Raw genomic sequence first — 22,371 nt, 5'->3', positions numbered from 1 at the left:
CACGCCGGATCGACGCATGCTGGACAAAAAGCCGCCGGGTCACCGGCGGCTTTTTTGTGTGTGAATCGCTGCGCAGCATGACCTATGGCATACGGGGAAGCGCGGGCAGGCGCTTAGCATCGTGGGCTTGCCTGTTCCAGGTCCCTGCGGAGTTGCGATGAAGATCCCCACCTTGTTGTCCGTGTCGTTGCTGGCGGCACTGTCGTTGCCTGCGGCCGCACAAACCGCCGCGCCGCAGGACGTGCCGTTCGACGGCACCTTGAAGATCGACGTCGATGCCACCGATCTGGCCCATCGCATCTTCAAGGTCAAAACCACCATGCCGGCCCGGCCGGGCCCGATGACGCTGCTGTATCCGCAGTGGATTCCCGGCAATCACTCCCCGACCGGGCCGATCGACAAACTCGCCGGTCTGGTGATCAAGGTCGACGGCAAGGTGGTGCCGTGGAAGCGCGACCAGTTCGACGTGTACGCCTTCACCGTGGACGTGCCGCAAGGCGCCACCGAGCTGGTGGCCGAGTTCAAGTTCCTCTCGCCGCAGGCCCCCAACCAGGGCCGGGTGATGATGACCCCGGAGATGCTCAACCTGCAGTGGAACACCACGGCGCTGTATCCGGCCGGCGTGTTCGCGCGCAACATCAAGGCCCAGGCCAGCGTCACGTTGCCGGCCGGCTGGAGCTATGCCACGGCGCTGGAGACCGACCGCCGGGTTGGCGACACGGTGACCTTCAAGCCGATCGATTTCGACGACCTGGTCGACTCGCCGATGTTCGCCGGCAAGTACTACAAGCGCGTGGAGCTGAGCGGCGGCAAGCAGCCGGTCTACCTCAACGTGTTCGCCGATGAGGCCAAGTCGCTGGAGGCCAAGCCCGAGCAAATCAAGGCGCATGCGTCGCTGGTGCAGCAGATGGACAAGCTCTACGGCGCGCGGCACTTCGATCACTACGAATTCCTGCTGGCGCTGACCAAGAAGCTGGGCGGCATCGGCCTGGAGCACCATCGCTCCAGCGAAAACAGCGGCGTGCCGACCTACTTCACCGAGTGGGACAAAAGCTGGACCGGGCGCGACCTGCTTGCGCACGAGTTCAACCATTCCTGGAACGGCAAGTACCGCCGTGGCGCCGACCTGGCCACGCCCAATTTCAATGTGCCGATGGGCGACAGCCTGCTGTGGCTGTACGAGGGCCAGACCCAGTTCTGGGGCGAAGTGATGGCTGCGCGTTCGGGCCTGTGGACGCAGGATCAGGCACGCGAGATGCTGGCCGGCGTGGCGGCGAACTACGAGCGCGGTCGCCCCGGCATGGCCTGGCGCACCGTGCAGGACACCACCAACGACCCGACCATGTCGATGCGCCGGCCCAAGGCCTACCGTAGCTATCAGATGGCCGAAGACTATTACTCCGGCGGCCAGATGATGTGGCTGGAAGTGGACAGCAAGCTGCGCGAGCTGACCAACAACAAGCGTTCCATCGACGATTTCGGCAAGGCCTTCTTCGGCATGAAGAACGGCGATTGGGACGTCAACCCGTACACCTTCGACGACATCGTCGCCACGCTCAATGGCGTGGCCCCCCACGATTGGGCGAGCCTGTTGCGCAGCCGCATGGACGGGCATGGTTCCTTGAACGGCGGTATCGAAGCCAACGGCTGGAAGCTGGTCTACAACGAGGAGCCGAATCTGGCTACCAAGGCCGACGAGAGCGACGACAAGGACGCCAGCCTGACCTATTCGCTTGGCGTGTCCCTGAAGGCCTCTGGCGAGGTCAGCGATGTGCTGTGGGACGGCCCGGCCTTCAATGCCGGCCTGATCGCCGGAAACACCATCGTGGCGGTCAACGGCCGCGCCTTCAGCAGCGAGGTGATCAAGGACGCGATCAAGGCGGCCAAGGGCACCACTGCGCCGATCGAACTGCTGGTCAAGCGCCTGGACCGCTACGACACCGTGCGCATCGACTATCACGGCGGCTTGCTGTATCCGCATCTGGAACGCATCGCCGGCAAGCCGGATCGCCTGAGCGAGTTGTACAAGCCGCGCTGAGTGGCGGCTGCCCGCTCGCAGCTGTTGGAGCGGGCAATGGAAAGACCTGGAGCTGCATGACCGGCGGCGATCGATCACGCCGCTCCAGACGCTGATTTTTGTCGGTACCGATGTCGGTGCCGACCGACCAAAGGACATCGCGCCGGCCAAACGCTCGGCGCCATCGATATCCCAGTGAAAACGCAGCAGCAGGAATGCGCGGTTGCATCCATTCCTGCGACGCCGCAGCCTGGCCGATTCCCGATTCCCGATTCCCGAATCCCGAATCCCGAATCCCGAATCCCGAATCCCGAATCCCGAATCCCGAATCCCGAATCCCGAGCCGGCGTCGCGCATCCTGAGACCGACGCCGACTATCCTGTCGCTCCAGAAGCGATTGGTTAACTGACGATGGCGAAGGCGAAAACAGCCTATGTCTGCGGCGAGTGCGGCGCCGAATACAACAAGTGGCAGGGGCAATGCACCGAGTGCGGGGTGTGGAACACGCTCAGCGAGATCGTGCTCGAAAGCGCCACGCCTGGCGGCAAGGCCTCGCCTGCGGCATCGCGGCGTAGCGGCTGGGCCGGCAAGGCCGAGGCGCCCAAGATCACCGCGCTCAAGGACGTGCAGCAATCCGAGCAGGCGCGCGTGTCCACCGGCATTGGCGAGTTCGATCGGGTGCTGGGCGGCGGCCTGGTCGAAGGCGCGGTGGTGTTGATCGGTGGCGACCCCGGCATCGGCAAGTCGACGCTGTTGCTGCAGGCGCTGGCGAGCATGGCCAGCACGCTGCCGGTGCTGTACGTCACCGGCGAGGAATCGCTGGCGCAGGTGGCCGGGCGCGCGGTGCGGCTGGATCTGCCGTTGGAGGGCCTGAACGCGCTGGCCGAAACCGGCATCGAAAACATCCTGCAGCATGCCAGCGTGGCGCGGCCGAAGCTGATCGTGGCCGACTCGGTACAGACGTTGTGGACCGAGTCGCTGACCGCAGCGCCGGGCTCGGTCAGCCAGGTACGCGAGAGTGCGGCGCGGCTGGTGCGCTATGCCAAGGAGACCGGTACCGCAGTGTTCCTGGTCGGCCATGTGACCAAGGAAGGCGGCATCGCCGGCCCGCGCGTGCTGGAGCATATGGTCGATGCGGTGCTGTACTTCGAAGGTGAGAGTGGCAGCCGGTTCCGGCTGTTGCGCGCGTTCAAGAACCGCTTCGGTGCGGTCAACGAGCTGGGCGTGTTCGCGATGGGCGAGAAGGGCCTCAAGGAGGTCTCCAACCCGTCGGCGATCTTCTTGTCCGGCGGCAGCACCCAGCAGCCGGGCAGCTGCGTGATGGTCACCCGCGAAGGCACCCGGCCGCTGATGGTGGAGGTGCAGGCGCTGGTGGACGCCTCGCCGCTGTCCAATCCGCGGCGCGTGGCGGTAGGTCTGGAGCAGAACCGGCTGGCGATGCTGCTGGCGGTGCTGCACCGCCATGGCGGCATCGTGGTGGGCGACCAGGACGTGTTCGTCAACGTGGTCGGCGGCATCCGTGTGCAGGAAACCGCCGCCGACCTGCCGGTGCTGCTGGCAGTGCTGTCCTCGCTGCGTGACCGGCCGCTGTCCGAGAAGACCATCGCCTTTGGCGAAGTGGGGCTGTCCGGCGAGATCCGGCCGGTGCCCAACGGCGAGGATCGTCTGAAGGAAGCCGCCACCCATGGCTTCAAGCGCGCGATCGTGCCCAAGGCCAACGCGCCCAAGACCACCAGCATCAAGGGTATGGAGATCGTTGCGGTGGAGCGACTGAGCCAGGCACTGGAAGCGGCGGCCGAATGATGCCGGCGGGGTAGCGCGACTGCCTGCACAGGGCAGCGCCCTGCACGCGATGAGCCAATCGCGCGCACCTGCGCAGGGCGGCATCCAGCGCGCTGCACCCTGCCGGAATTTCTTGGGCTGGCCCGCCGCCGGTTCCGGCGACCGTCCGTCGGCCAGCGGGTCGCGATATGCCGCGAGCCGGTAAGAAACCGTTTTCAGCACGAGGCGGCTATGGCACCATGCGCGGCCCGTTGCACTGTGCAGCGGCTCACAGACTCCGCTCACTGCGCGTCACCAGGAGAAACACGATGGAATGGATGTTGCTGCCACTCAAGCGCTATGCCGACTTCAATGGCCGTTCGCGCCGCAAGGAATACTGGATGTTCATGCTGTTGCAGGCGATCGTCCTGCTGGTATTGGGTGGCCTGTTCGGCGTCGCCGCTGCACTGATGGGTGGCGAGAACGGTCCAGGTGCATTGGCGTGGCTGATCGCTGCCATCATGGTGATCGTCGTGCTGGCATTCATTGTGCCCAGCATTGCGGTGACCGTGCGTCGCTTGCATGACCAGGGCAAGTCTGGCTGGTTCTATCTGATCAGCCTTGTGCCTTACGTCGGCGGGTTCATCGTGCTGGTCTTCATGTGCCTGGAAGGCACGCCCGGTGCGAACGAGTACGGCGAAAATCCCAAGCAGTAACTGCGTGCAACGCCTGATCGAACAGTGGCGCGGGGAGTCCTCCGCGCCATTGTCGTTTGTGGAGATCGCCTGCCGGCGGAGGCTGGCCAACGACATGCGCGCGTTCGAGTGCCGAATCGGGCTTGACTGGTGCGTTCTTTAATTGTCGCCAAAAACCTTAGACGTCCTGCCACGGCGTAGGAAGCAGTCGGCCGGCAATGCGCCAGCGGCCGGATTGTGTGGTCACGACATTATTGAACTCTTGAGTGGGTATGTTTCCATCCGACCAGCGCTGGCGAAAAGCTCCGCCAGTCACTGCCTGACCAGATCAACGCGTGGCAGCGGCTGACGTACTGCAACGCGGGCGCCGGTAGCAGGCAGCAAGCGCGGGTCAGATAGCCGCTGCCGCCCTTGCAGGGCTGCATCGGTCAACAGGCCGCAGCACGATGGGCGGTGCCGGGGCTGACCGCCTTGCCGGGCGTCGGTGCGTTGCTGTCCTGCAGGGCGAGTTCCAGCTTGTAGCCGTGCGAATACACGGTTCTGATGCGCACCGCGCCGCTGTGATTGCATAGCTGCAGCTTCTTGCGCAGCTTGTAGATGTGCTGCTCCATCGTGCGGTCGGTGAACTCGGTGTGGCTGCCCCACACCGCCTTGGCCAACTGGCAGCGGCGGAAACACACGCCTGGGCTGGAAAACAACAGCCAGGCGATCGAGAACTCGCGTGCGGTCAACACGATCGGCTTGCCGTGCAGATACACGGTATTTTCGTCGCGGATCAGGTGATAGGGACCAACACTGAGCTGCTGGCTTTCGGAGCACGCCTCGGCCACCGGCGAAAGCGCCAACGCTGCGCGCACATGCAGTTCGTGAGCATTGAACGGCAGGGCGAGCACATCGTGTGCGCCGGCGCGGTACCAGGCCAGAATGTCGTGGGTACAGTCGAACCGCCCCAGCACGATCAGCGGCGTGGGATGACTGCTGTGGCAGCGTTGCCAGGCCAGCAGCGAGCTGTCGTCCGACGCGACGCAAGTCGCGTCGAAGACCAGCAGCTCGCAAGGGGAATGCCGCAGCGAGCGCAGAAGTTCGAGTTCGTCGGAAAACACCGCAAAACTCGGGGCGAGCGGTGCGAGGCTCGCATTGACCTGCGATGCCAGACGCGCGTCCTGCGTCAACAGGAACGCCGGTCCTCGCTTGCAGGAAGGGTTGCCGTGCATCAGCCGGCCTTCCCATGTCTGCATCCGTACCCGTCGTGTCTTCGACGCCTGTTGCGGAGAGCAGGCGCCAATACGAAACCCACGTGTAGAGATAGGTGCATCGTCATCGCCTTCTGCGAGGGGGCCCGATCTGGGGTCGGATCAATGGTATGTACCATTGCCGAGGCAGAAATTTTCACTGCTGCACACTTTCCTTCGGCTTTGAGCAGGCCGGCTTTAACGTACGCTCATCTAAGCGTAACGTCGCTCTTACATTCAGGGCATGGGTGGTCGGTAACTAACAAAATTCCGACGTCGAGCAATGCGCAGGCCGGTCGATGCGGCGAGGCAACAGGCGGAATCGCCGAGCCCTTCAAACGCGCGTCCAGGTCTATACCACGGCATTGCGATCTGCATGCGCTCGAAGTCCATGGGAACTATGTGGCCATCCGTCGATGCAGTAAAACACGGCGGCAGTAATTTGAATCACGGCTTTCATTTGCTGAAAACGCCGCGCACGTAGTCATTGCCACGTCATACCAGGACAACGTTCAAGCCGTGCAGAGGCGGATGTCTGAGTGGTCCTGCAATGCTCTCTGGCTACCGCCCTGTCTTCAACACGGCTTCGCATGACGTGCAATGTCTTATGCACGACAGCGTCGGCGGTATGCAAAAAGTGCCCTTCATCTGCATGCCGCATAACTGGGTTGCCAGGAGACAGAGTGAGGTTTTTTGATTTTCTTCGGGTCTTCTAGTGAGAGATTCCATTGGATCCGCTGCATACAATCGGTTGCGCCAGCCAGACTGGCGCATTGTTGTTTTTGCTCATCCCCCTATGAGAGAGCCCGGCATGATCCTTTCAACCTACTTCGCGGCGATCTCTGCGTTGTCGTACGCAGACCGTTTTCCTACCTATACAAGCAGGATGCTGGTGGGTGCCTGGCCGCAAGGTCTGCAACATCTTCAACAACGCCGCGACGGCCAGGCCACCGCGGATGGTGCCGACGATGAAGTCAGCCTGCTCGGCGCCAGTGGCGATGCCTTGTTGATCCTTGAATACCGGGAGGAAGCCGAAGATGCCTACCGCCACGCCTTGAAGGCGATGCGCGGGCATCAGCGCCAACTACGGCTGCTGTCCTGCCGCAATACCGCCTGGTTGATGCTGAGCCAGCGCCGCCTGAGCGCTGCATTGAACTGCTTCGCGCAGCTGGCGATGGACCGCCAGACGCCGGCCTGCCTGTATGGGGAGAGTCTGCTGGGCAAGGCGCTGATCCACTTCCATCTGGGCCAGAGCACGCTGGCGCTGCAGACGCTGGAGCGTGCCAACGACGTGCTGGCGGAACTGGACAGCGGTGCAGCCGAATGGTTGCGCATCGCCAACGCGCTGCGCCTGGATATGGTTGCGCAGTTGCGCATCCGTCGCGCGGACCGGATGAGCGACCACGTGTTCTGGCAGGCCACGCTGCGCCAGGAGGATGCGGCGCACGCGATCGAACCCAATGAGCTGCGCGCCTGCATCGCCGAGCTGGCCGAGAGCATGCCGGTGCTCGCACAGCGCATGCGTCACGTGCGCAATCTGCTGCGCATTGCCGGTGGCGATACCTTCGGTTTCGATGCGCAGATCGATGCGCTGCCGGCCGCCGCCACCGGCTGCCCGCCCGGCGCCCGGCAGGATGCGCAGGTGGAACTGGCGCTTGCCGCATTGGCGGTGGGGCGTGCCGATCTGGCGGAGCGTGCCCTGGCCGGTGCCGGCAGGCACCACGCGCCGCGCTGGAATCTGGAGTTCGAGTATTGCCAGGCCAAGATCAGCCAGGCGCTGGGCAAGACCGAGCAGGCGCTGTTGCTGTACAACCGCTATGCGCTGGGCGCGGTGCAGTGCCTGCGCAGCGAGGTGCAGGCGCCGCGGCTGCTGGAAAGCGGCACGCCGGCACATGTCAGCGACGACATCTCGGCGCGGCTGCCGTCCAAGTATCGGCGCGCCTACGCCTACATGATCACCAATGCGCATCGCTCGGATCTGTCGATCAACGAGGTGGCCGCGCAAATCGGTGTCACCGGGCGCGCCTTGCAGCAGGCGTTCAAGTCTGCCACCGGGCTGTCGCCGACCCAGGTGCTGCGTCGCTACCGGATGCAGAGCATTCGCGACGAACTGCTGGCCGAAGGCGGCTGCGGCAGCGTGCTGCAGGCGGCGAGCCGCTGGGGCGTGGGCAGCCGCTCGGCCTTGGCCAAGGGCTATCGTCAGCATTTCAACGAGGCACCGATGGAAACCCTGCAGCGGTAAGCCGCTGCGCGCCACGGCCGTGCGTCGACGCGGCCGTGGCGGGTCGCTTCCGAAGGGTGTGCTGCAGTGACGACCGAACGCTAGCCAGGCGCTGGAAGCAGTCAGCGTGTGGCGCGCGTGCGTACGGCGTGGCTTGCGGCTATCCTGTTCGGCTCGCACTGCCACCCAGGAAGGCGCGTCCGAGGATGGGCGTGGCCGCCAAGGAAACGACGAACGATCATGCAAGATCACATCTCCGAGGCGACGGACGCCTCCCAGATCCGCCGCGCAGGCGTCGATCTCAACGGGCTGATGTCCGTCCTCAGCAAGCATCTGTATTCCACGCCGGTGGTCGCGCTGCGCGAACTGGTGCAGAACGCGCACGACTCGATCCTGCGTCGCCGGCTGGAGCAACCCGACTGGCAAGGCCAATCGCGCATCGAAGTGCATGCCGACGCTGCCCAGGGCATCGTGCGCATCATCGACACCGGCGCCGGGCTGACCCAGCAGGAAATCCATGATTATCTGGCCACGGTCGGCGTGGGGTATACGCGCGGCCTGCGTCAGGGCGGGCATGAGGACAGCGGCCTGATCGGCATGTTCGGGCTGGGCTTTCTGTCGGCCTTCGTGCTGGCGCGCCGCGTCACCGTGCGCACCACCTCCTACCAGAGCCCGGCGCTGGGGCATTGCTACATCTCCAGCAATGCCGAGCAATACACGGTGAGTCCGATCCCGGCGCGTGCGCAGGTCGGAACCGAAGTGGTGCTGGAGCTGCACCAGGACTATCTGCCGTTGGCCCAGGAAGCACGGCTGCGCGAGATCCTGTCGCGCTACTGCGCGCTGTTGCGCGAGCCGATCTGGATCGGTGGCGATACCCAGGCGATCAACCCGGAGCCGCCGCCATGGCGCATGCACGATGCGGTGCCGTTGCATCCGGTGCAGGCCTGGCGGCGTCAACGCGAGTTTGCCGCGCGTTTCGAGCGCAACTTCGAACCCTTGTGCTGCATGCCGGTGCGCTCGGAGGAGGGCAGCGATGCGGTCGGTCTGCTGTGGGTGCAGGACGGAGCCACGTATGGCACCAGCGACAACCGCAATCTGTCGGTGTTCCTGCGCGGCATGCTGCTGGACGACAACGCGCGCGAACTGCTGCCGCCATGGGCGGGCTTTATCGGCGGTGTGATCGAATCCAACCGTTTGACGCCCACCGCCAGCCGCGAGGATCTGCAGCGCGATGCCACCTACGCGGCCGTACAGCACGCGCTGTCCGAGGCGCTGGTGCAGGGCCTGGCCGATGTGGCGCGTCAGCAGCCGGAAGCCTGGCGGCGCATTCTGCTGCGGCACAACGAGGCATTGCTGGGCGCGGCGCTGTGCGACGAGCGTTTGTTCGAGTTGCTGATGGAACACGTGCGGGTGCCGACCTCGCAGGGCGATCTGGCGGCGCAGCAGTTGCCGGCGCGTGGCGCGGTGCACGTGATCCTGGACAGCGACAGTGGCTTCGAAGAAATGTTGTTCCGCGCGATGGGCGTGCCGGTGGCCTACGGAAATCGCTATGCGGTGGTGCCGTTCCTGCGGCGCTGGGCGCAGGCCAAGGGCGTGCGCCTGGTCGAGCTGGGTACCGAGCAGGGCAACCGGCAGTTGTTCCAGCTGGACACGCTGCCGGCCGACGAACTGGCCTGGCTGGAACAGCATCTGGGCGATGGCGAAGCACTGGTGCCCGCACGCTTCAGCCCCGAGGCATTGCCGTTGGTGGTGGTGCCCGACCGCGAGGCCGAACTGAAACGCCGCCTGGAGCAGGACGAGAACGACAAGCGCGTGTCCACCGCTGCGTTGCGGCTGGCCCGGCAATTTACTGCGGGGATCCAGGCGCGGCAGACCCAGCGGCTGTATCTGAATCTCGACAATCCGGCGTTGCAGGCGCTGCTGGCGGCGCAGCGCGCCGGCAATCCGCAGGCGGCGGTGGCCGCGCGGCTGCTGCGCTCGCTGAAGGTGATCGTGTCGGCGCAAGGGCGCAGCCAACCGCAGTCCGGTGCCAACGCATCTGGCGGATCGGACTTGAATCGGGCCTTCGGTGATCTTGCCGAGGCCGTGACCCAATTGCTGGCACGCTGAGCGCCGCATCGAAGGAGCACCACGATGGAAATCTGGAACTGGGTAGAAAAGCTGCAGGACGATCTGGGCGAAGCCGGGCAGCCGCAGAATGCGCAGCTGCTGACGCGCCTGACCGACCATGTCTGTGATCTGCAGATCGAACGCGCAGAAGCGCTGTTGCCCGAGGCGCGTGCGCTAGGCAAGACGCTGGCCAATCCGTGGCTGGAGGTGTTCGTCGGGCATTGGGAAATGCGCAACCGGGTCGGCAATCTGTGCGAAGGCGAACGTGCGTTGAGCGATGCGGTGACGTTGTTCGAACGCGCACACCGCGCCGACGCGGTGGAGTGCCCGCAGTCGGTGTGCGTGACCCAGGATCTGGCCGCGTGCTACGCCAATATCGATGGCCCGGGCTGGGTGCAAGAGCGCATCGAGGTGTGCGAGGAAACGCTGGGCCGCATCGATCCGAGCTGGTCGTGCTACCAGTGCCTGAGCTGCGAAAAAGCCGACGCCTTGCTCGACGACGGACGCGGCGAGGCGGCGCTGAGTTATCTGGAAGGGCAGTCGCAGACCATTCTTGCGCATGGCGGGCAGATCTACGACGGCGTGCCGGACATGCGTATCTCGATCCTGCTCTCGCTGGGCCGCGCGGAAGACGCGCTGGCACTGATCGAGCAGCGCGAGCGCGAAGCCGCGCGCGAAGGGGCGGAGTGGGCCAACTGCAGTCAGCCGCGGCGTTTGCAGAAAGCCCGTGCCCTGGCACTGTTGCATCGCGATGACGAAGCACTGGAGGCGTTTCTGCCGTGGCGCGAGGTCGCGCCGCGCTACCGCCTGCACTGGTTGCGTGCGGCGGTGGTGCTGGTATCGCGCCAGCCCGAGCGCAATACCTGGGATCTGGGCAGCCGCCTGCAGGTGATGCTCGACCATTACGCGCAGGTCGGTGCGCATCGCATGCTGATCGAGGCGGCCGAGATGGCGATCGGGCTGGCCTTGCAGCGTGGCGCGGTGTGGACTGCGCGCCGACATCTGGCGCTTGCGCGTGCGCACGTGCCCAAGTTGCGCCAGGACCGTGGCGCCACGCAGCTGCTGGACGGTCTGGCCGTGCACATCGAAACCGCACCGGCCGGCGAGCCGGCGCCGGTGCCCGCCGAACAGTTGCTGGCATGGCTGGATGCGCAGGCCGAAGACGTGGCGCGTAACCCCGAGCGCGAGGCGCAGTGGTTGCTGCAGGCGGTGGCCGAGCGACCCGACGATGCCGAGTTGGTGGACACCACGGCGTCGGCATTGAGCGCGTGTGCGGCCGACGATGAGGCGATCGCGCTGCTGTGGGCATTCGTGCAGCGGCATGCCGATCGCGAAACCAGCCCGACCTTCCGGCTGATGAATCTGCTGCTGGGCCGTGGCGACGAGGCCGGCCTGCGCCGGCTGGCGCAGCTGTACCGCCCGCTGGTGCCGGTGGCGGCGCTGTGGTGCGAGGCGCAGCTGGCCCAGCGACTGGCCGATTGGCCGGCGCTGGAGCAGGCCTGCACCGCGTTGCTGGCACTGTCGCCTGGCTCGCACGGTGCGCGCGGGTTGCTGGGGCGCATGTATCTCAACACCGGCCGCTTCGCCGAAGCGACCGAGGTGTATCGACAGCTGACCGAGTTGATGGAAGAACCGCGCTCCGCGCATTGGGATCACATGACCGCGGCCAGCGCGGCGCAGCAGTGGGACGCGGTGCGCGCCTCGGCGCTGGCGCTCGGCATGGAGCTGAGCAGCACCAGTGGCGTGGTCGAAGAGACCTGGGGTTGGGTGATCGTGCGTTGCGTGGATGACGGCGAGGTAGCCGAGTACTACGCCCGGCGCACCGGCCCGGTCACCGCGCGTATCGTCGAAAATGCACCGGCGCATCGGCGCCAGCATGTCGGCGACTGGGTGGTGTTCGATGCGGAGCTGCTGTATCCGCCGCCGGAGGACGAGGCCGAACGCGAGCGCTTCGTGCCGACCTATGCGCAGGTGCATGTGCTGCAGGCGGGCGGGTACGGCAGCAGCTGGCTGGTGGATGGCGTGCATCCTGGCGAGCAGGCGATCGAGGCCTTGCGCCAGGACATCGAGGCGCGTAGCTGGAAACTGTGGCTGCACAGCCGCGACGAGTATCGCGTGGTCGATCCGGAACACGCGGAGGCGTTCGACCCGGAAGATGCGAACACGGGTCTGCAGGGCGTGCTGTTCACCGTGGCGGTGCCGGAAGCGGTGCTGCCGCTGGAACTGCATCGCGTCCTGCTGGCCACAACCGCGCACTGGGCGCACCCGATGTGCTGGCTGCGCCTGGCCGAGGCCTGCGATCAGGACCCGCGCCCGCATCTGGATGCAGTGGAGCGTTACGGGCTGTAGGGCGGCGATCAAGCTCGTCGCGTAGCCGCTGCTGATGCCGCCGCCGCCGGGATTGGGGATTGGGCATTCGGGATTGGCATGCGTGGTTTGCGTGCCAATTGCTGGCATGTCGTCAGGAATGGTGACGTTCCGAAGGATGGGCCCCCCAATTGCCCATCGGCATTTCTTTCAGCCACCGGCAGCGACTGATGGTGCTTGCGCGGGTGCCGGCGTGGGACCTTGAGCGGCATGGATGCCGCGCCAGAGCCTACAGGGACGTACTTGCGGCGTGTCCCACACCGGCACGCGTGTAAGCGCCCGCAAAAGACCGGAGCATTCGCGTGGAACTCTAGATGTCGTGCACAAGATTGATCGGTGTGCGGAGCTGGTCGGCAGCGCGGCGCCGCATCCGGTGTCGGGACACGCCGTGAATCCGTCCGTGGAGGCTCGGTGGCGGCATCCATGCCGCCACACGGTCCCGCCCCCGGACGCGGCACCACGCTCCCAAGAGTGCTACTGCTGATCGGCAAGCAATGCTTCAAGCAGGTGTTGATGCTTGCGGACTTCGTGGCCGATGTAATCGGTAAGTCATCCATCTGCTGTCACGCCGCCAGGAATGGATGCCCGGAAGAACGTGCAGCTCATCTCGCTGTTCGCATTTCTTTCCGCAACCGACAACAACCGGTGGTGCTTGCGCGGGTGCCGGCGTGGGACCTTGAGCGGCATGGATGCCGCGCCAGAGCCTACATGGACGTACTTGCGGCGTGTCCCACACCGGCACGCGTGCAAGCGCCCGCAGCAGACCGGAGCATTCGCGTGGAACCGGCAGAGGTCTTGCACAAGATTGCCAGGTGTGCGGAGTCGGTCGGCAGCGTGGCGCCGCATCTGGTGTCGGGACACGCCGAGAGTCCATCCCTGGAAACTCGGTGGAAGCGCCCGCAGCAGACCTAGGCATGCACGTCCCGCAATCTCGCAGTGCATCGCATCTGTGCGATCAGCTGCGCTTGCCGTAACGCTCCAGCCAGTGCGCGTACGAGGGCGGCAGCACCCACGATGGGCGTTCTTCGTCCAGTGCCAACGCGGCATGATACGGCCAATGCGGGTTGGCCAGGTGCGCGCGGCCGACCATCACCAGCTCCATCTGCCCGGCGCCGACGACGCGGTCGGCTTCCAGCGGATCGTCGATGTTCCAGGACGAGGCAACCGGCAGCTGCGCCTCGCGGCTGACCCGCTCGGAGTAAGGCGCCAGCAAGGCCGGCCCCCACGGAATCTGCGCAGTCGGGGTGCTGAAGCCGATGCTGACGTTGAGCAGATCCAGGCCGCCTTGCTTGAAGTTGCGCGTCAGTGCGATGGCTTCCTGCAGGGTCTGTTCGTCGCGGCCATCGAATTCGATCACGCCAAAGCGTGCGGTGAGCGGCAGCTGTTCCGGCCAGACTGCCCGCACGGCTTGCAGCGTTTCCAGCAGGAACCGCGCGCGGTTTTCGGCGCTGCCGCCGTAGTGATCCTGGCGATGATTGGCGTGTACCGAGAAGAAGCTCTGCGCCAAATAGCCATGCGCAAAATGCAGCTCCAGCCACTGGAAGCCGGCATCGCGCGCGCGCTGTGCGGCGGCGACAAAATCGCCGCGCACGCGGGCGATGTCGTCCAGCGTCATCTCGCGCGGCACTTTGGGCAGGCCGCCGCCGAAGGCGATGGCCGAGGGCGAGATGGTGTCCCAGCCACGCGGGTCGCCGTCGGCGATGTGGTCGTCACCTTCCCACGGCAGGTTGGCACTGGCCTTGCGGCCGGCGTGGCCGATCTGGATGCCCGGCACGGCGCCGGCAGCGCTGATCGATGCCGCGATGCGTGCCAGCCCCTCGGCCTGGGCGTCGTTCCACAGGCCCAGGCAACCGGGGGTGATGCGTCCTTCCGGCGACACGCCGGTGGCTTCGACGATCACCAGGCCCGCGCCGCCGCGCGCCATGCTGGCGTAATGCACCTGATGCCACGCGTTGCTGAGGCCGTCGACGGCGGTGTACTGGCACATGGGCGGCACCGCGATGCGGTTGCGCAGCGTGACGTCCTTGAGTTGATACGGAGAGAACAGCGATGACATGGAGAGCGACCACCTGAGAAAAAGCAGGCTGCGATCAGACCACGCGCGACCACCGCGCAGACACCCTGCCAATGGCACAGCGCGTTGCATGCGCTGCCAGGTGTGCGGATGCGTACCTAGTCCGGCGTGCGGTCGTGACCGGCGCAGGCGTGGTGGGTGCCGTCACGACATGGACGCCGGGTCAGGGCGGCGCAGCCAGGGCAGGCCAGGTACCGGTCGGAGCGGCCGCTGGACCCTGCGGTGCCGGCCTCGCCGGCCACCATGCCACCGCCAGTGCCGACGCGCCGCACCGGCGCCGGACCCGCGCAGCCGTGCGGCCGCCCTGCACGGTCGCCTGTGCGGCTGCGGCGCGTGCCGCGACCGCCGTTGTCCAGGCGTGGCCGCGCTCACGTTTGCCGCCCACCTTGCGATGTCAAACTGTGTCGGGCACCGCGCATGACCGCTACAGGTTGGTCGCTGGTTGCCGAAACTGAATTGCTTTACTCTGCAGCGCTTCGGCGTTGGGGGCGCCGCGTCGGTCAGGGCGCAGTGCCGCCCGTACGCCCAGCCCTTTCTTCTTCATTCCGGCGGGTGATCTCATGGTGGCATTGCAGCAGCGCTCGATCGATGCGATTCGTGGCCAGGAAACTGCGTTGTTGGCTGCATGGCTGGGCTCCAGCCTGGGCAGCGATGGACGCATTTCCCGGCAGGACGTCGAAACACAAAGTGCAGACTTCTTGCATCTGTTGGTCGCCTCCCTGAAGGACGGCGGCAGTACCCTGGACAGCGCCGACTGGAGCGAGGTGCGTCGCTTCCTGGAAAACCTCTCGCGCGACCGCGCCACCCGCGGCTTCGATTCGCAGGAAACCGCCAACTTCATCTTCTCGCTCAAGCGGGTGCTGTTTGCGCTGATGCAGCGCGAGTATGCCGATACGCCAGAGGAACTGGGCCAGCAGCTGTGGGCGCTGTCCGAGCTGCTGGACCGTCTGGGCCTGTATACCGTCAAGGCGTTCCAGAAGACCCGCGAAGACATCATCGTGCGCCAGCAGGAAGAGATGCTGGAGCTGTCCACCCCGGTGGTCAAATTGTGGGACGGCGTGCTGGCACTGCCGATGATCGGCACGCTGGATTCGCAGCGCACCCAGGTGGTGATGGAGTCGCTGCTGCAGCGCATCGTCGATACCGGCTCGGAAATCGCCATCATCGACATTACCGGCGTGCCCACCGTGGACACGCTGGTGGCGCAGCACCTGCTCAAGACCGTCACTGCGATCCGCTTGATGGGCGCCGATGCCATCATCAGCGGCGTGCGCCCGCAGATTGCGCAGACCATTGTGCACCTGGGGCTGGACCTGCAGGGTATCGTCACCAAGGCCAACCTGTCCGACGCGCTGGCCCTGGCGCTCAAGCGCATCGGCGTGACCGTGAACAAGGCAGGCTGACATGGAGCGCATCCCGATCCTGCGGATGGGCGACCTGCTGCTGGTCACCATCCAGGTGGACATGCACGATCAATTGGCGATGACGTTGCAGGAGGACCTGTCGGAAAAGATCAGCGCCACCTCCGCGCGTGGCGTGCTGATCGACATTTCCGCACTGGACATCGTCGACTCCTTCATCGGCCGCATGATCAGCACCATCTCCGGGCTGGCGGCGATCATGGATGCCAGGACCGTGGTGGTGGGCATGCAGCCGGCCGTGGCGATCACACTGGTCGAGCTGGGGCTGACCCTGCCATCGGTGCGCACCGCGCTCGATGTCGAACGCGGCATGCGCCTGCTGCAGCAGCCCGATCGCACTTCATGACGACCGGTTCGCAATCGGTGCGTACCGAACAGGATGTGGTGCTGGCCCGGCAGACGGTACGCAAGCTGGTGGTGCAGTGCGGCCTGCGTCTGGTCGACCAGACCAAGCTGGTCACCGCAGCCAGCGAACTGGCGCGCAACACCGTGATCTATGGCGGTGGCGGCGAGATGGATTGGGCCCTGGTGGAAAGCGGCATCCGCAAGGGCGTGCAGCTGACCTTCCGCGACGAAGGTCCCGGCATTCCCGACCTGGACCTGGCGCTCACCGATGGCTGGACCTCCGGCAGCGGGCTGGGACTGGGCCTGTCCGGCAGCCGGCGGCTGGTGGATGACTTCGTCCTGGATACCGCAGCCGGCAAGGGCACGCGCATCACCATCACCAAATGGAAGTGACGCTCGCTGGCGAGGTCACGCGCGCGTTTCGTGTCGACGAGACCAGCCAGGTCGGGCAGGCACGCCGCGAGGCAGCGGCATTGGCACAGACGCTGGGCTTCGATGAGGCCGCCTGCGGGCGCGTGGCGCTGGTGGCCACCGAGCTTGCCACCAATATGGTCAAGCACGGACGTGGCGGCTGCCTGCAGTTGTCCACGGTGGCCGCACGCCAGGGCATGGGCGTGGAGATTTGCGCCATCGACGGCGGCCCCGGGTTTGCACTGGCGGACGGCCTGCGCGATGGCTACTCCACCGCCGGGACGCCCGGCACCGGGTTGGGCGCGATCAAGCGCCAGGCGCAGGTGCTGGATGCGTACTCCGACGTCAAGGGCGCGATCGTGATGACACGGCTGTTTGCGCAGCAACGCGCCGAGCTAGACCTGGCGTACGGCGCCATCCGTCTGCCGCTGCACAACGAAACGGTGTGCGGCGATGCCTGGCATCTGGCCATTGGCGAGCAGCGGGCGACCATCACCGTGATCGATGGCCTGGGCCACGGTCCGGGCGCTGCCGACGCTGCCGACGCCGGAACGCGCGCTGCGGCCACGGCCAGCGGCGAGCCCGGCGAGCGCATCGCGCAGCTGCATGCCGGCATGTCCGGCACCCGCGGCGGCGCAGCGGCAGTGATGCAGTTCGACAGCAACGCCGGCCGGGTGCGCTTTGCCGGGGTGGGCAATATCGTCGCGTCGCTGTGCGATGGCGACGGCGTGCGCGGCATGCCGTCGCATCCGGGCATCGTCGGGGTGCAGTTCCGCAAGGCGCAGCCGTTCGATTTTCCGGACGCCGCCGGCAAACTGCTGGTCATGCACAGCGACGGTCTGCAATCACGCTGGAACCTGCGCGACCACCCGGGGCTGCTGTCGCGCCATCCGCGTCTGATTGCCGCAGTGCTGTTGCGCGATTACACACGTGGCCGCGACGATTGCGGCGTGTTTGTCATGCGGCTGGGAGGCCTGCAATGAATGCTTCCGGTGAGACATCGCCCCCCGATCCGCTGGCCGAACTCGACGCGCTGCGGCAGCAGAACCAGGCCCTGCGCGAAGAGTTGGAAGAAACCAACCAGGGCGTGCTGGCGCTGTATGCCGAGCTCGATCAGCAGGCCGAGCAACTGCGCGATGTGTCCGAGCTCAAGAGCCGCTTCCTGTCGTACATGAGCCACGAGTTCCGCACGCCGCTCAGCTCGATCCTGAGCATCACCCGCCTGCTCGAAGATGGCATGGACGGGCCGCTGACCGCCGAGCAGTCCAAGCAGGTGCGCTTCGTCAGCGCCTCGGCGCGCGAGCTCACCGAAATGGTCGACGACCTGCTGGATCTGGCCAAGATCGAGGCCGGGCGCATCACCATCTCGCCGGGCTGGTTCGATCTGATGGACCTGTTTGCGGCCTTGCGCGGCATGTTCCGCCCGCTCACCGATGCCAGCAGCACCACCTTGATCTTCGAAGATCCACCGACGCTGCCGATGCTATACACCGACGACAAGAAGCTGGCGCAGATCCTGCGCAACTTCATCTCAAATGCGCTCAAGTTCACCCCGCAAGGCCATGTGCGCGTGTTCGCACAGCTGGAAGGCGAAACCCATGTGCGCTTCGGCGTGCAGGACACCGGCATCGGCATTCCGGCCGAGCTTCACGATGCCTTGTTCGAAGATTTTGTACAGGTGGACTCGCCGTTGCAGAAACGGCTCACCGGTACCGGTCTGGGGTTGTCGATCTGCAAGCGGTTCGCCGAATTGCTGGGCGGCAGGGTGGGGATCAACAGCGTGGTCGGGCAAGGGTCGGAATTTTTTGTGGTGCTGCCGGTCACGCTGGCACCGGAGGATGCACTTGGGCAGTAAGCCACACATTCTGGTCGTCGACGACAACGCGGTGACGCGTTATTCGGTGCGGCGCGTGCTCGAACATCATCAGTTCGTGGTCGAAGAAGCCGGTACCGGCACCGACGGCCTGACCAAGCTGGCCGGGCAGGCATTCTCTGCGGTGGTACTGGACGTCAATCTGCCGGACATGAGCGGCTTCGACATCGTGCGCACGTTACGCGCCGAGCCGCGCACCGCGTCGCTGCCGGTGGTGCACGTGTCTGCGGCGTCGATCGCCACCGGCGACATGATCACCGGCCTGGAAGCCGGTGCCGATGCCTACCTGATTCACCCGGTCGACCCCAGTGTGCTGGTCGCCACGCTGCGCACCCTGCTGCGCGCGCGCCAGGCCGAGGACGCCTTGCGCATCAGCGAGGCACGCTTCCGCGAGATCTTCGAGCACATCAGCGCGCCGATTGCGGTGGTCGATGCCAGGCTGCACACGCATGAGGCCAATGCGGCGTTCCAGCGCTTGATCGGTGCCGCCACGCCCGGCGAGGTGATTGCCGTGCCCGGCGTGGACCAGGCCGCCACCGTGCACGCGCTGACCAACGCGCTGGCGCAGCGCGAGCGCTGGAGCGGTGCCTTGTCGATCCTGTGCGAGGGCAAGGTGTGCGAGACCGAATGGCGCGTGTCGCCGTATCGCGAACCGGATCTGGGCCTGCTGCTGGTCGAAGACGTCACCGAACAGCGCCTGCGCGAGCGCGAGCAGCGCCAGGAACTGGATACCGCCACCACCGAGCTGGCCCACCAGATCGCCGAGCGCCAGCGCACCGAAATCCAGTTGCTGCAGGCGCAGAAGATGGAGGCGCTGGGCAAGCTCACCGGCGGCATCGCGCACGACTTCAACAATCTGCTGACCAGCATCATTTCCGGCCTGGACATGATCCAGTTGGCGGTCGAGTCCAATCGCATCGAGCGGGTGCCGCGGCTGGCCGAGATCGCCACCGGCTCGGCGCATCGCGCCGCCGCGCTGACCCAGCGCATGCTGGCCTTTGCGCGCAAGCAATCGCTGGATGCGCAGGCCTTCGACATCAACGCGCGGGTGCGCTCGCTGGAAGACATGCTGCACCGCTCGATCGGCGAGAACATCGTGCTGGAAATGGAGCTGGCGGACACGCCGCTGGTGGCGGTGGCCGATGCCAACCAGCTCGAAAACGTGGTGCTCAATCTGGTGATCAATGCGCGCGACGCGTTGAAGGGGCGGGGCACCATCCGCATCCAGAGCGCGGCCTATACCGCGCAGGGCGATCCGGAACTGGACGATGGCGATTACGTGGCGGTGAACGTGATCGACAACGGCAGCGGCATCGAGCCGGCCATCCTCAATCAGGTCTTCGAGCCGTTCTTCACCACCAAGCCGATCGGCGAAGGCACCGGCCTGGGCTTGTCGATGACTTATGGCTTTGCGCGCCAATCCGGCGGCACCGCGCGCATCACCAGTACCGTGGGCCGCGGGACCACGGTGGCCTTGCTGCTGCCGCGCGGACTCACCGCCAGCGCAGTGCCGCCGGCACCGGCACCGAGTTCGCCGCGGACGCGCAGCGAGCGCATCCTGCTGGTGGACGACACCGACGTGGTGCGCATGATGGTGAGCGAGGTGCTCAGCGATGCCGGCTACCACGTGATCGAAGCCGAAGACGCCAATGGCGCACTGGATCAGTTGCGTGCCGGTGTGGAGATCGATCTGGTGGTGTCCGACGTCGGCCTGCCCGGCATGAACGGGCGCGACATGGCCGATGTGGCGCGCGCGCTGCGCCCCGGCCTGCCGATCCTGTTCATCACCGGCTACGCCGAAAACGCCGCCACCCGCCAGGAATTTCTGGCCGACGGCATGGCGCTGCTGCCCAAGCCTTTCAGCCTCAACGATCTGCTCAACATGGTCGGCCAGATGCTCGATAGCAGTGTGCTGGCCGTCCGCGGCTGACGCGATTTGCGCGCGTAGGCGTCAGCCGTCGATGCCGACCTGCCGCGCGACGCTGTCGTGGCGACGCCTTGCGCGTTGAATGCCGTCGGGGCCAACGTCGACCCGCATGTATCAGGTGTGCGCTTCCTGCGCGTGACACGCTACGTTGTACGCGCCTGCCTGTAGCGGGCGGTCGTCCAGTGCGTCGGCAGTGCCGATGTGTCGTTCGCTTGCGCGCGCTCAACGCGAATACGCGTACGGGCCGAACGTGACGCCCAGGAAACCGCCGGCGCTGTCGGTGCTGAGCATGCTCGCATCGCCCTGTTCCAGCAGCGTCTGCCATTGGCCGCTGCCGACCGCGTAATCCACATGCACGCGTGCGCCATCCAGGGCGAAGCGCAGCGTGACCGGTTGGCTTGCATCGGCCAGCGGCGCGCGTGCCAGCACGGTGCCGGTGCCCGGCTCCTGCGTCCCGGCGCGGCGGGACAGCACCACCGACATGCCCGCATCGTCGCGCACCAGCAGTGCGGCCAGGAAATGACTTTCCCTGGCGACGATCGCCAGCCCGGCCTGTTCGCCCGCTGCCAGCGTGCTTCCATCGACGGTCGCCCCCAGCGTGGCGTGGTGATGCTGCAGACGGTGGCCGAGATACGCCGGTTGCCCGCGGCCGATATCGCCCAGCGCCACGGTCGAAGGCGTGATGCGCAGACCCTGTGGGCCGGTGACATACCACGGCGTGGTTGGCGGATGGATGGTCATCCATTGCATCGGCACGTGCGCGTCCTGGAAACGCTCGCTCCACTGCATCGGCCCGCTGGTGGGTGTGTCCTGCGGGCCTGCCGGCAGCGGCGGGCGCGCGGCGACCACAGGCACTGCCGTGCCGTGCGGCACTATCACCGGCCAGCCGTCGCGCCACTGCACCGGCAGCAGGAAGGTTTCGCGGCCCAGGTTGTAGCGGTTGCCTTGATACGGGCGGGTGGCCAGGAACACCGCCCACCAGGAGCCGTCCTGCAATTCGACGAACTGCGCGTGGCCTGCGGAGGTGATCGGCGCGTCGCGGCTTGGGTCCAGATCGCGCTGGGTCAGCACCGGATTGCCGCCCCAGGGCTGGTACGGCCCGGCGATCTGGCGGCTGCGGTAGATCATCTGCGCATGCTGCTCGCCGGTGCCGCCCTCGGCTGCGGTGAGGTAGTAGTAGCCATCGCGGCGGAACAGGTGCGGGCCCTCGATATGCTCGGGGTTGCTGGCTGGCCTGAAGCCCGCATCCACCAGCACCTGGCGCGTGCCGACCAGTTTCATGCGGGTCAGATCCAGCTGCTGCAGCCAGATCGCGCGGTGTCCGTCGTAACGCAGCGTGCCGGCAGGCACATCGTTGTTGACCAGCCAGGCGCTGCCGTCGTCGTCGAAGAACAGCGATGGATCGATGCCCTTGGCATCCAGCCAGATCGGGTCCGACCACGGTCCGGCCGGATCCCTGGCGGTGATCAGGAAATTGCCGCCATCGCAGTAGAAACAGGTGCTGGCGATGTAGAAGATGCCGTCGTGGTGGCTGATGCTGGCGGCGAACAGTCCGCGGGTGAGTTCGTCGCTGCCGTATCTGATCTGGCCGGGGCGATCGATCGCATTGCCGATCTGCGTCCAGTGCACCAGATCGCGGCTCTTGAACACCGGCAGGCCGGGGAAATAGCCGAAGCTGGAGTTGACCAGATAGAAGTCGTCGCCAACGCGGACCGCAGATGGGTCCGGATGGAAGCCGGCCACGACAGGGTTGCGGTACTGCGCTGCGGTCGGCACCGGGCCGCCGTCATCGCCCTGGTAGTCGATCCGGTTGATCACCGCGCTGCCGGCCTGCGCCAGCTGACAGCTCACTGCGGCCAGGAGGCCCGCCATCCATCCAAGTCGTTTCAAGGTCTGTCCCTCTCCGGAGCGCGTCCAC

The 22,371-nt window shown here is 66.0% G+C and carries 15 protein-coding genes; 12 read left to right on the top strand and 3 right to left on the bottom strand.

Annotated features, from left to right (window positions below; genetic code table 11):
- Window positions 1–157: 157 nt before the first annotated feature.
- From XarjCFBP7645_RS15535 to XarjCFBP7645_RS15525, 3 genes are all read left to right on the top strand, one after another.
- Window positions 158–2,038 carry a M61 family metallopeptidase gene (locus XarjCFBP7645_RS15535; protein WP_181126356.1) on the top strand — a complete coding sequence of 627 codons (1,881 nt, stop codon included), beginning with the start codon at window positions 158–160 and terminating at the stop codon, window positions 2,036–2,038.
- A 390-nt stretch (window positions 2,039–2,428) separates the two neighbouring features.
- A complete protein-coding gene (radA, locus tag XarjCFBP7645_RS15530) occupies window positions 2,429–3,820 on the top strand; it encodes a DNA repair protein RadA (protein WP_016901522.1) in 1,392 nt (463 codons plus the stop codon).
- 287 nt (window positions 3,821–4,107) lie between these two features.
- On the top strand, window positions 4,108–4,494 hold the full coding sequence (locus XarjCFBP7645_RS15525) for a DUF805 domain-containing protein (protein WP_104538242.1): 387 nt from the start codon (window positions 4,108–4,110) through the stop codon (window positions 4,492–4,494).
- A 407-nt stretch (window positions 4,495–4,901) separates the two neighbouring features.
- On the opposite strand, the gene XarjCFBP7645_RS15520 is transcribed toward XarjCFBP7645_RS15525, so the two are convergent.
- Window positions 4,902–5,687, bottom strand: a complete 786-nt coding sequence (locus tag XarjCFBP7645_RS15520) for a winged helix-turn-helix domain-containing protein (protein WP_104538241.1) — start codon at window positions 5,685–5,687, stop codon at window positions 4,902–4,904.
- 904 nt (window positions 5,688–6,591) lie between these two features.
- On the opposite strand from XarjCFBP7645_RS15520, the gene XarjCFBP7645_RS15515 reads away from it, so the two are divergent.
- The 3 genes from XarjCFBP7645_RS15515 to XarjCFBP7645_RS15505 all read left to right on the top strand — a co-directional run bounded on the left by XarjCFBP7645_RS15515 (window position 6,592) and on the right by XarjCFBP7645_RS15505 (window position 12,384).
- Window positions 6,592–7,947, top strand: a complete 1,356-nt coding sequence (locus XarjCFBP7645_RS15515) for a helix-turn-helix transcriptional regulator (protein WP_181126406.1) — start codon at window positions 6,592–6,594, stop codon at window positions 7,945–7,947.
- Window positions 7,948–8,166: 219 nt separating this feature from the next.
- Window positions 8,167–10,035 carry an ATP-binding protein gene (locus XarjCFBP7645_RS15510; protein WP_181126355.1) on the top strand — a complete coding sequence of 623 codons (1,869 nt, stop codon included), beginning with the start codon at window positions 8,167–8,169 and terminating at the stop codon, window positions 10,033–10,035.
- Window positions 10,036–10,059: 24 nt separating this feature from the next.
- Window positions 10,060–12,384 carry a hypothetical protein gene (locus tag XarjCFBP7645_RS15505; RefSeq protein WP_104538239.1) on the top strand — a complete coding sequence of 775 codons (2,325 nt, stop codon included), beginning with the start codon at window positions 10,060–10,062 and terminating at the stop codon, window positions 12,382–12,384.
- Between the two features lie 973 nt (window positions 12,385–13,357).
- On the opposite strand, the gene XarjCFBP7645_RS15495 is transcribed toward XarjCFBP7645_RS15505, so the two are convergent.
- Window positions 13,358–14,458, bottom strand: coding sequence for an NADH:flavin oxidoreductase/NADH oxidase (locus XarjCFBP7645_RS15495; protein ID WP_104538237.1), 1,101 nt, complete (start codon window positions 14,456–14,458; stop codon window positions 13,358–13,360).
- 578 nt (window positions 14,459–15,036) lie between these two features.
- Here XarjCFBP7645_RS15495 and XarjCFBP7645_RS15490 point away from each other — a divergent pair.
- From XarjCFBP7645_RS15490 to XarjCFBP7645_RS15465, 6 genes are read left to right on the top strand one after another with little or no spacing between them, the layout of a single operon-like run.
- Entirely contained in the window at window positions 15,037–15,879 is an 843-nt protein-coding gene (locus XarjCFBP7645_RS15490) for an STAS domain-containing protein (RefSeq protein WP_104538236.1), read from the top strand.
- Window position 15,880: 1 nt separating this feature from the next.
- Window positions 15,881–16,243: an STAS domain-containing protein gene (locus XarjCFBP7645_RS15485; protein WP_104538235.1), complete on the top strand. Its 363-nt coding sequence runs from the start codon at window positions 15,881–15,883 to the stop codon at window positions 16,241–16,243.
- Entirely contained in the window at window positions 16,240–16,635 is a 396-nt protein-coding gene (locus tag XarjCFBP7645_RS15480) for an ATP-binding protein (RefSeq protein WP_104538234.1), read from the top strand. The genes XarjCFBP7645_RS15485 and XarjCFBP7645_RS15480 overlap by 4 nt, the downstream gene beginning before the upstream one ends.
- Window positions 16,626–17,636 carry an ATP-binding protein gene (locus XarjCFBP7645_RS15475; RefSeq protein ID WP_104538233.1) on the top strand — a complete coding sequence of 337 codons (1,011 nt, stop codon included), beginning with the start codon at window positions 16,626–16,628 and terminating at the stop codon, window positions 17,634–17,636. Before XarjCFBP7645_RS15480 ends, XarjCFBP7645_RS15475 begins: the two co-directional genes overlap by 10 nt.
- Entirely contained in the window at window positions 17,633–18,508 is an 876-nt protein-coding gene (locus XarjCFBP7645_RS15470; RefSeq protein WP_104538232.1) for a sensor histidine kinase, read from the top strand. Before XarjCFBP7645_RS15475 ends, XarjCFBP7645_RS15470 begins: the two co-directional genes overlap by 4 nt.
- Entirely contained in the window at window positions 18,498–20,456 is a 1,959-nt protein-coding gene (locus XarjCFBP7645_RS15465) for a response regulator (RefSeq protein WP_181126354.1), read from the top strand. Before XarjCFBP7645_RS15470 ends, XarjCFBP7645_RS15465 begins: the two co-directional genes overlap by 11 nt.
- A 219-nt stretch (window positions 20,457–20,675) precedes the next feature.
- Here the strand turns inward: XarjCFBP7645_RS15465 and XarjCFBP7645_RS15460 are convergent, their stop codons facing one another.
- Entirely contained in the window at window positions 20,676–22,325 is a 1,650-nt protein-coding gene (locus tag XarjCFBP7645_RS15460) for a glycoside hydrolase family 43 protein (protein ID WP_104538230.1), read from the bottom strand.
- Window positions 22,326–22,371 lie beyond the last annotated feature (46 nt).

The sequence above is a fragment of the Xanthomonas arboricola genome (assembly GCF_002940665.1).
In the GTDB taxonomy this organism is placed as follows: Bacteria; Pseudomonadota; Gammaproteobacteria; order Xanthomonadales; family Xanthomonadaceae; genus Xanthomonas; species Xanthomonas arboricola_B.
The sequence above is the reverse complement of the archived record's forward strand: the minus strand, read 5'-3'. Positions and strand labels throughout refer to the sequence as shown.

Bases quoted from the DNA above. Each gene is read 5' to 3' on its own strand.
- XarjCFBP7645_RS15505 (WP_104538239.1), top strand. From the start codon at position 10,060: ATGGAAATCTGGAACTGGGTAGAAAAGCTGCAGGACGATCTGGGCGAA.
- radA (WP_016901522.1), top strand. From the start codon at position 2,429: ATGGCGAAGGCGAAAACAGCCTATGTCTGCGGCGAGTGCGGCGCCGAA.
- XarjCFBP7645_RS15470 (WP_104538232.1), top strand. From the start codon at position 17,633: ATGAATGCTTCCGGTGAGACATCGCCCCCCGATCCGCTGGCCGAACTC.
- XarjCFBP7645_RS15490 (WP_104538236.1), top strand. From the start codon at position 15,037: ATGGTGGCATTGCAGCAGCGCTCGATCGATGCGATTCGTGGCCAGGAA.
- XarjCFBP7645_RS15475 (WP_104538233.1), top strand. From the start codon at position 16,626: ATGGAAGTGACGCTCGCTGGCGAGGTCACGCGCGCGTTTCGTGTCGAC.
- XarjCFBP7645_RS15510 (WP_181126355.1), top strand. From the start codon at position 8,167: ATGCAAGATCACATCTCCGAGGCGACGGACGCCTCCCAGATCCGCCGC.
- XarjCFBP7645_RS15515 (WP_181126406.1), top strand. From the start codon at position 6,592: ATGCTGGTGGGTGCCTGGCCGCAAGGTCTGCAACATCTTCAACAACGC.
- XarjCFBP7645_RS15460 (WP_104538230.1), bottom strand. From the start codon at position 22,325: ATGGCGGGCCTCCTGGCCGCAGTGAGCTGTCAGCTGGCGCAGGCCGGC.
- XarjCFBP7645_RS15525 (WP_104538242.1), top strand. From the start codon at position 4,108: ATGGAATGGATGTTGCTGCCACTCAAGCGCTATGCCGACTTCAATGGC.
- XarjCFBP7645_RS15485 (WP_104538235.1), top strand. From the start codon at position 15,881: ATGGAGCGCATCCCGATCCTGCGGATGGGCGACCTGCTGCTGGTCACC.
- XarjCFBP7645_RS15480 (WP_104538234.1), top strand. From the start codon at position 16,240: ATGACGACCGGTTCGCAATCGGTGCGTACCGAACAGGATGTGGTGCTG.
- XarjCFBP7645_RS15495 (WP_104538237.1), bottom strand. From the start codon at position 14,458: ATGTCATCGCTGTTCTCTCCGTATCAACTCAAGGACGTCACGCTGCGC.
- XarjCFBP7645_RS15535 (WP_181126356.1), top strand. From the start codon at position 158: ATGAAGATCCCCACCTTGTTGTCCGTGTCGTTGCTGGCGGCACTGTCG.
- XarjCFBP7645_RS15520 (WP_104538241.1), bottom strand. From the start codon at position 5,687: ATGCACGGCAACCCTTCCTGCAAGCGAGGACCGGCGTTCCTGTTGACG.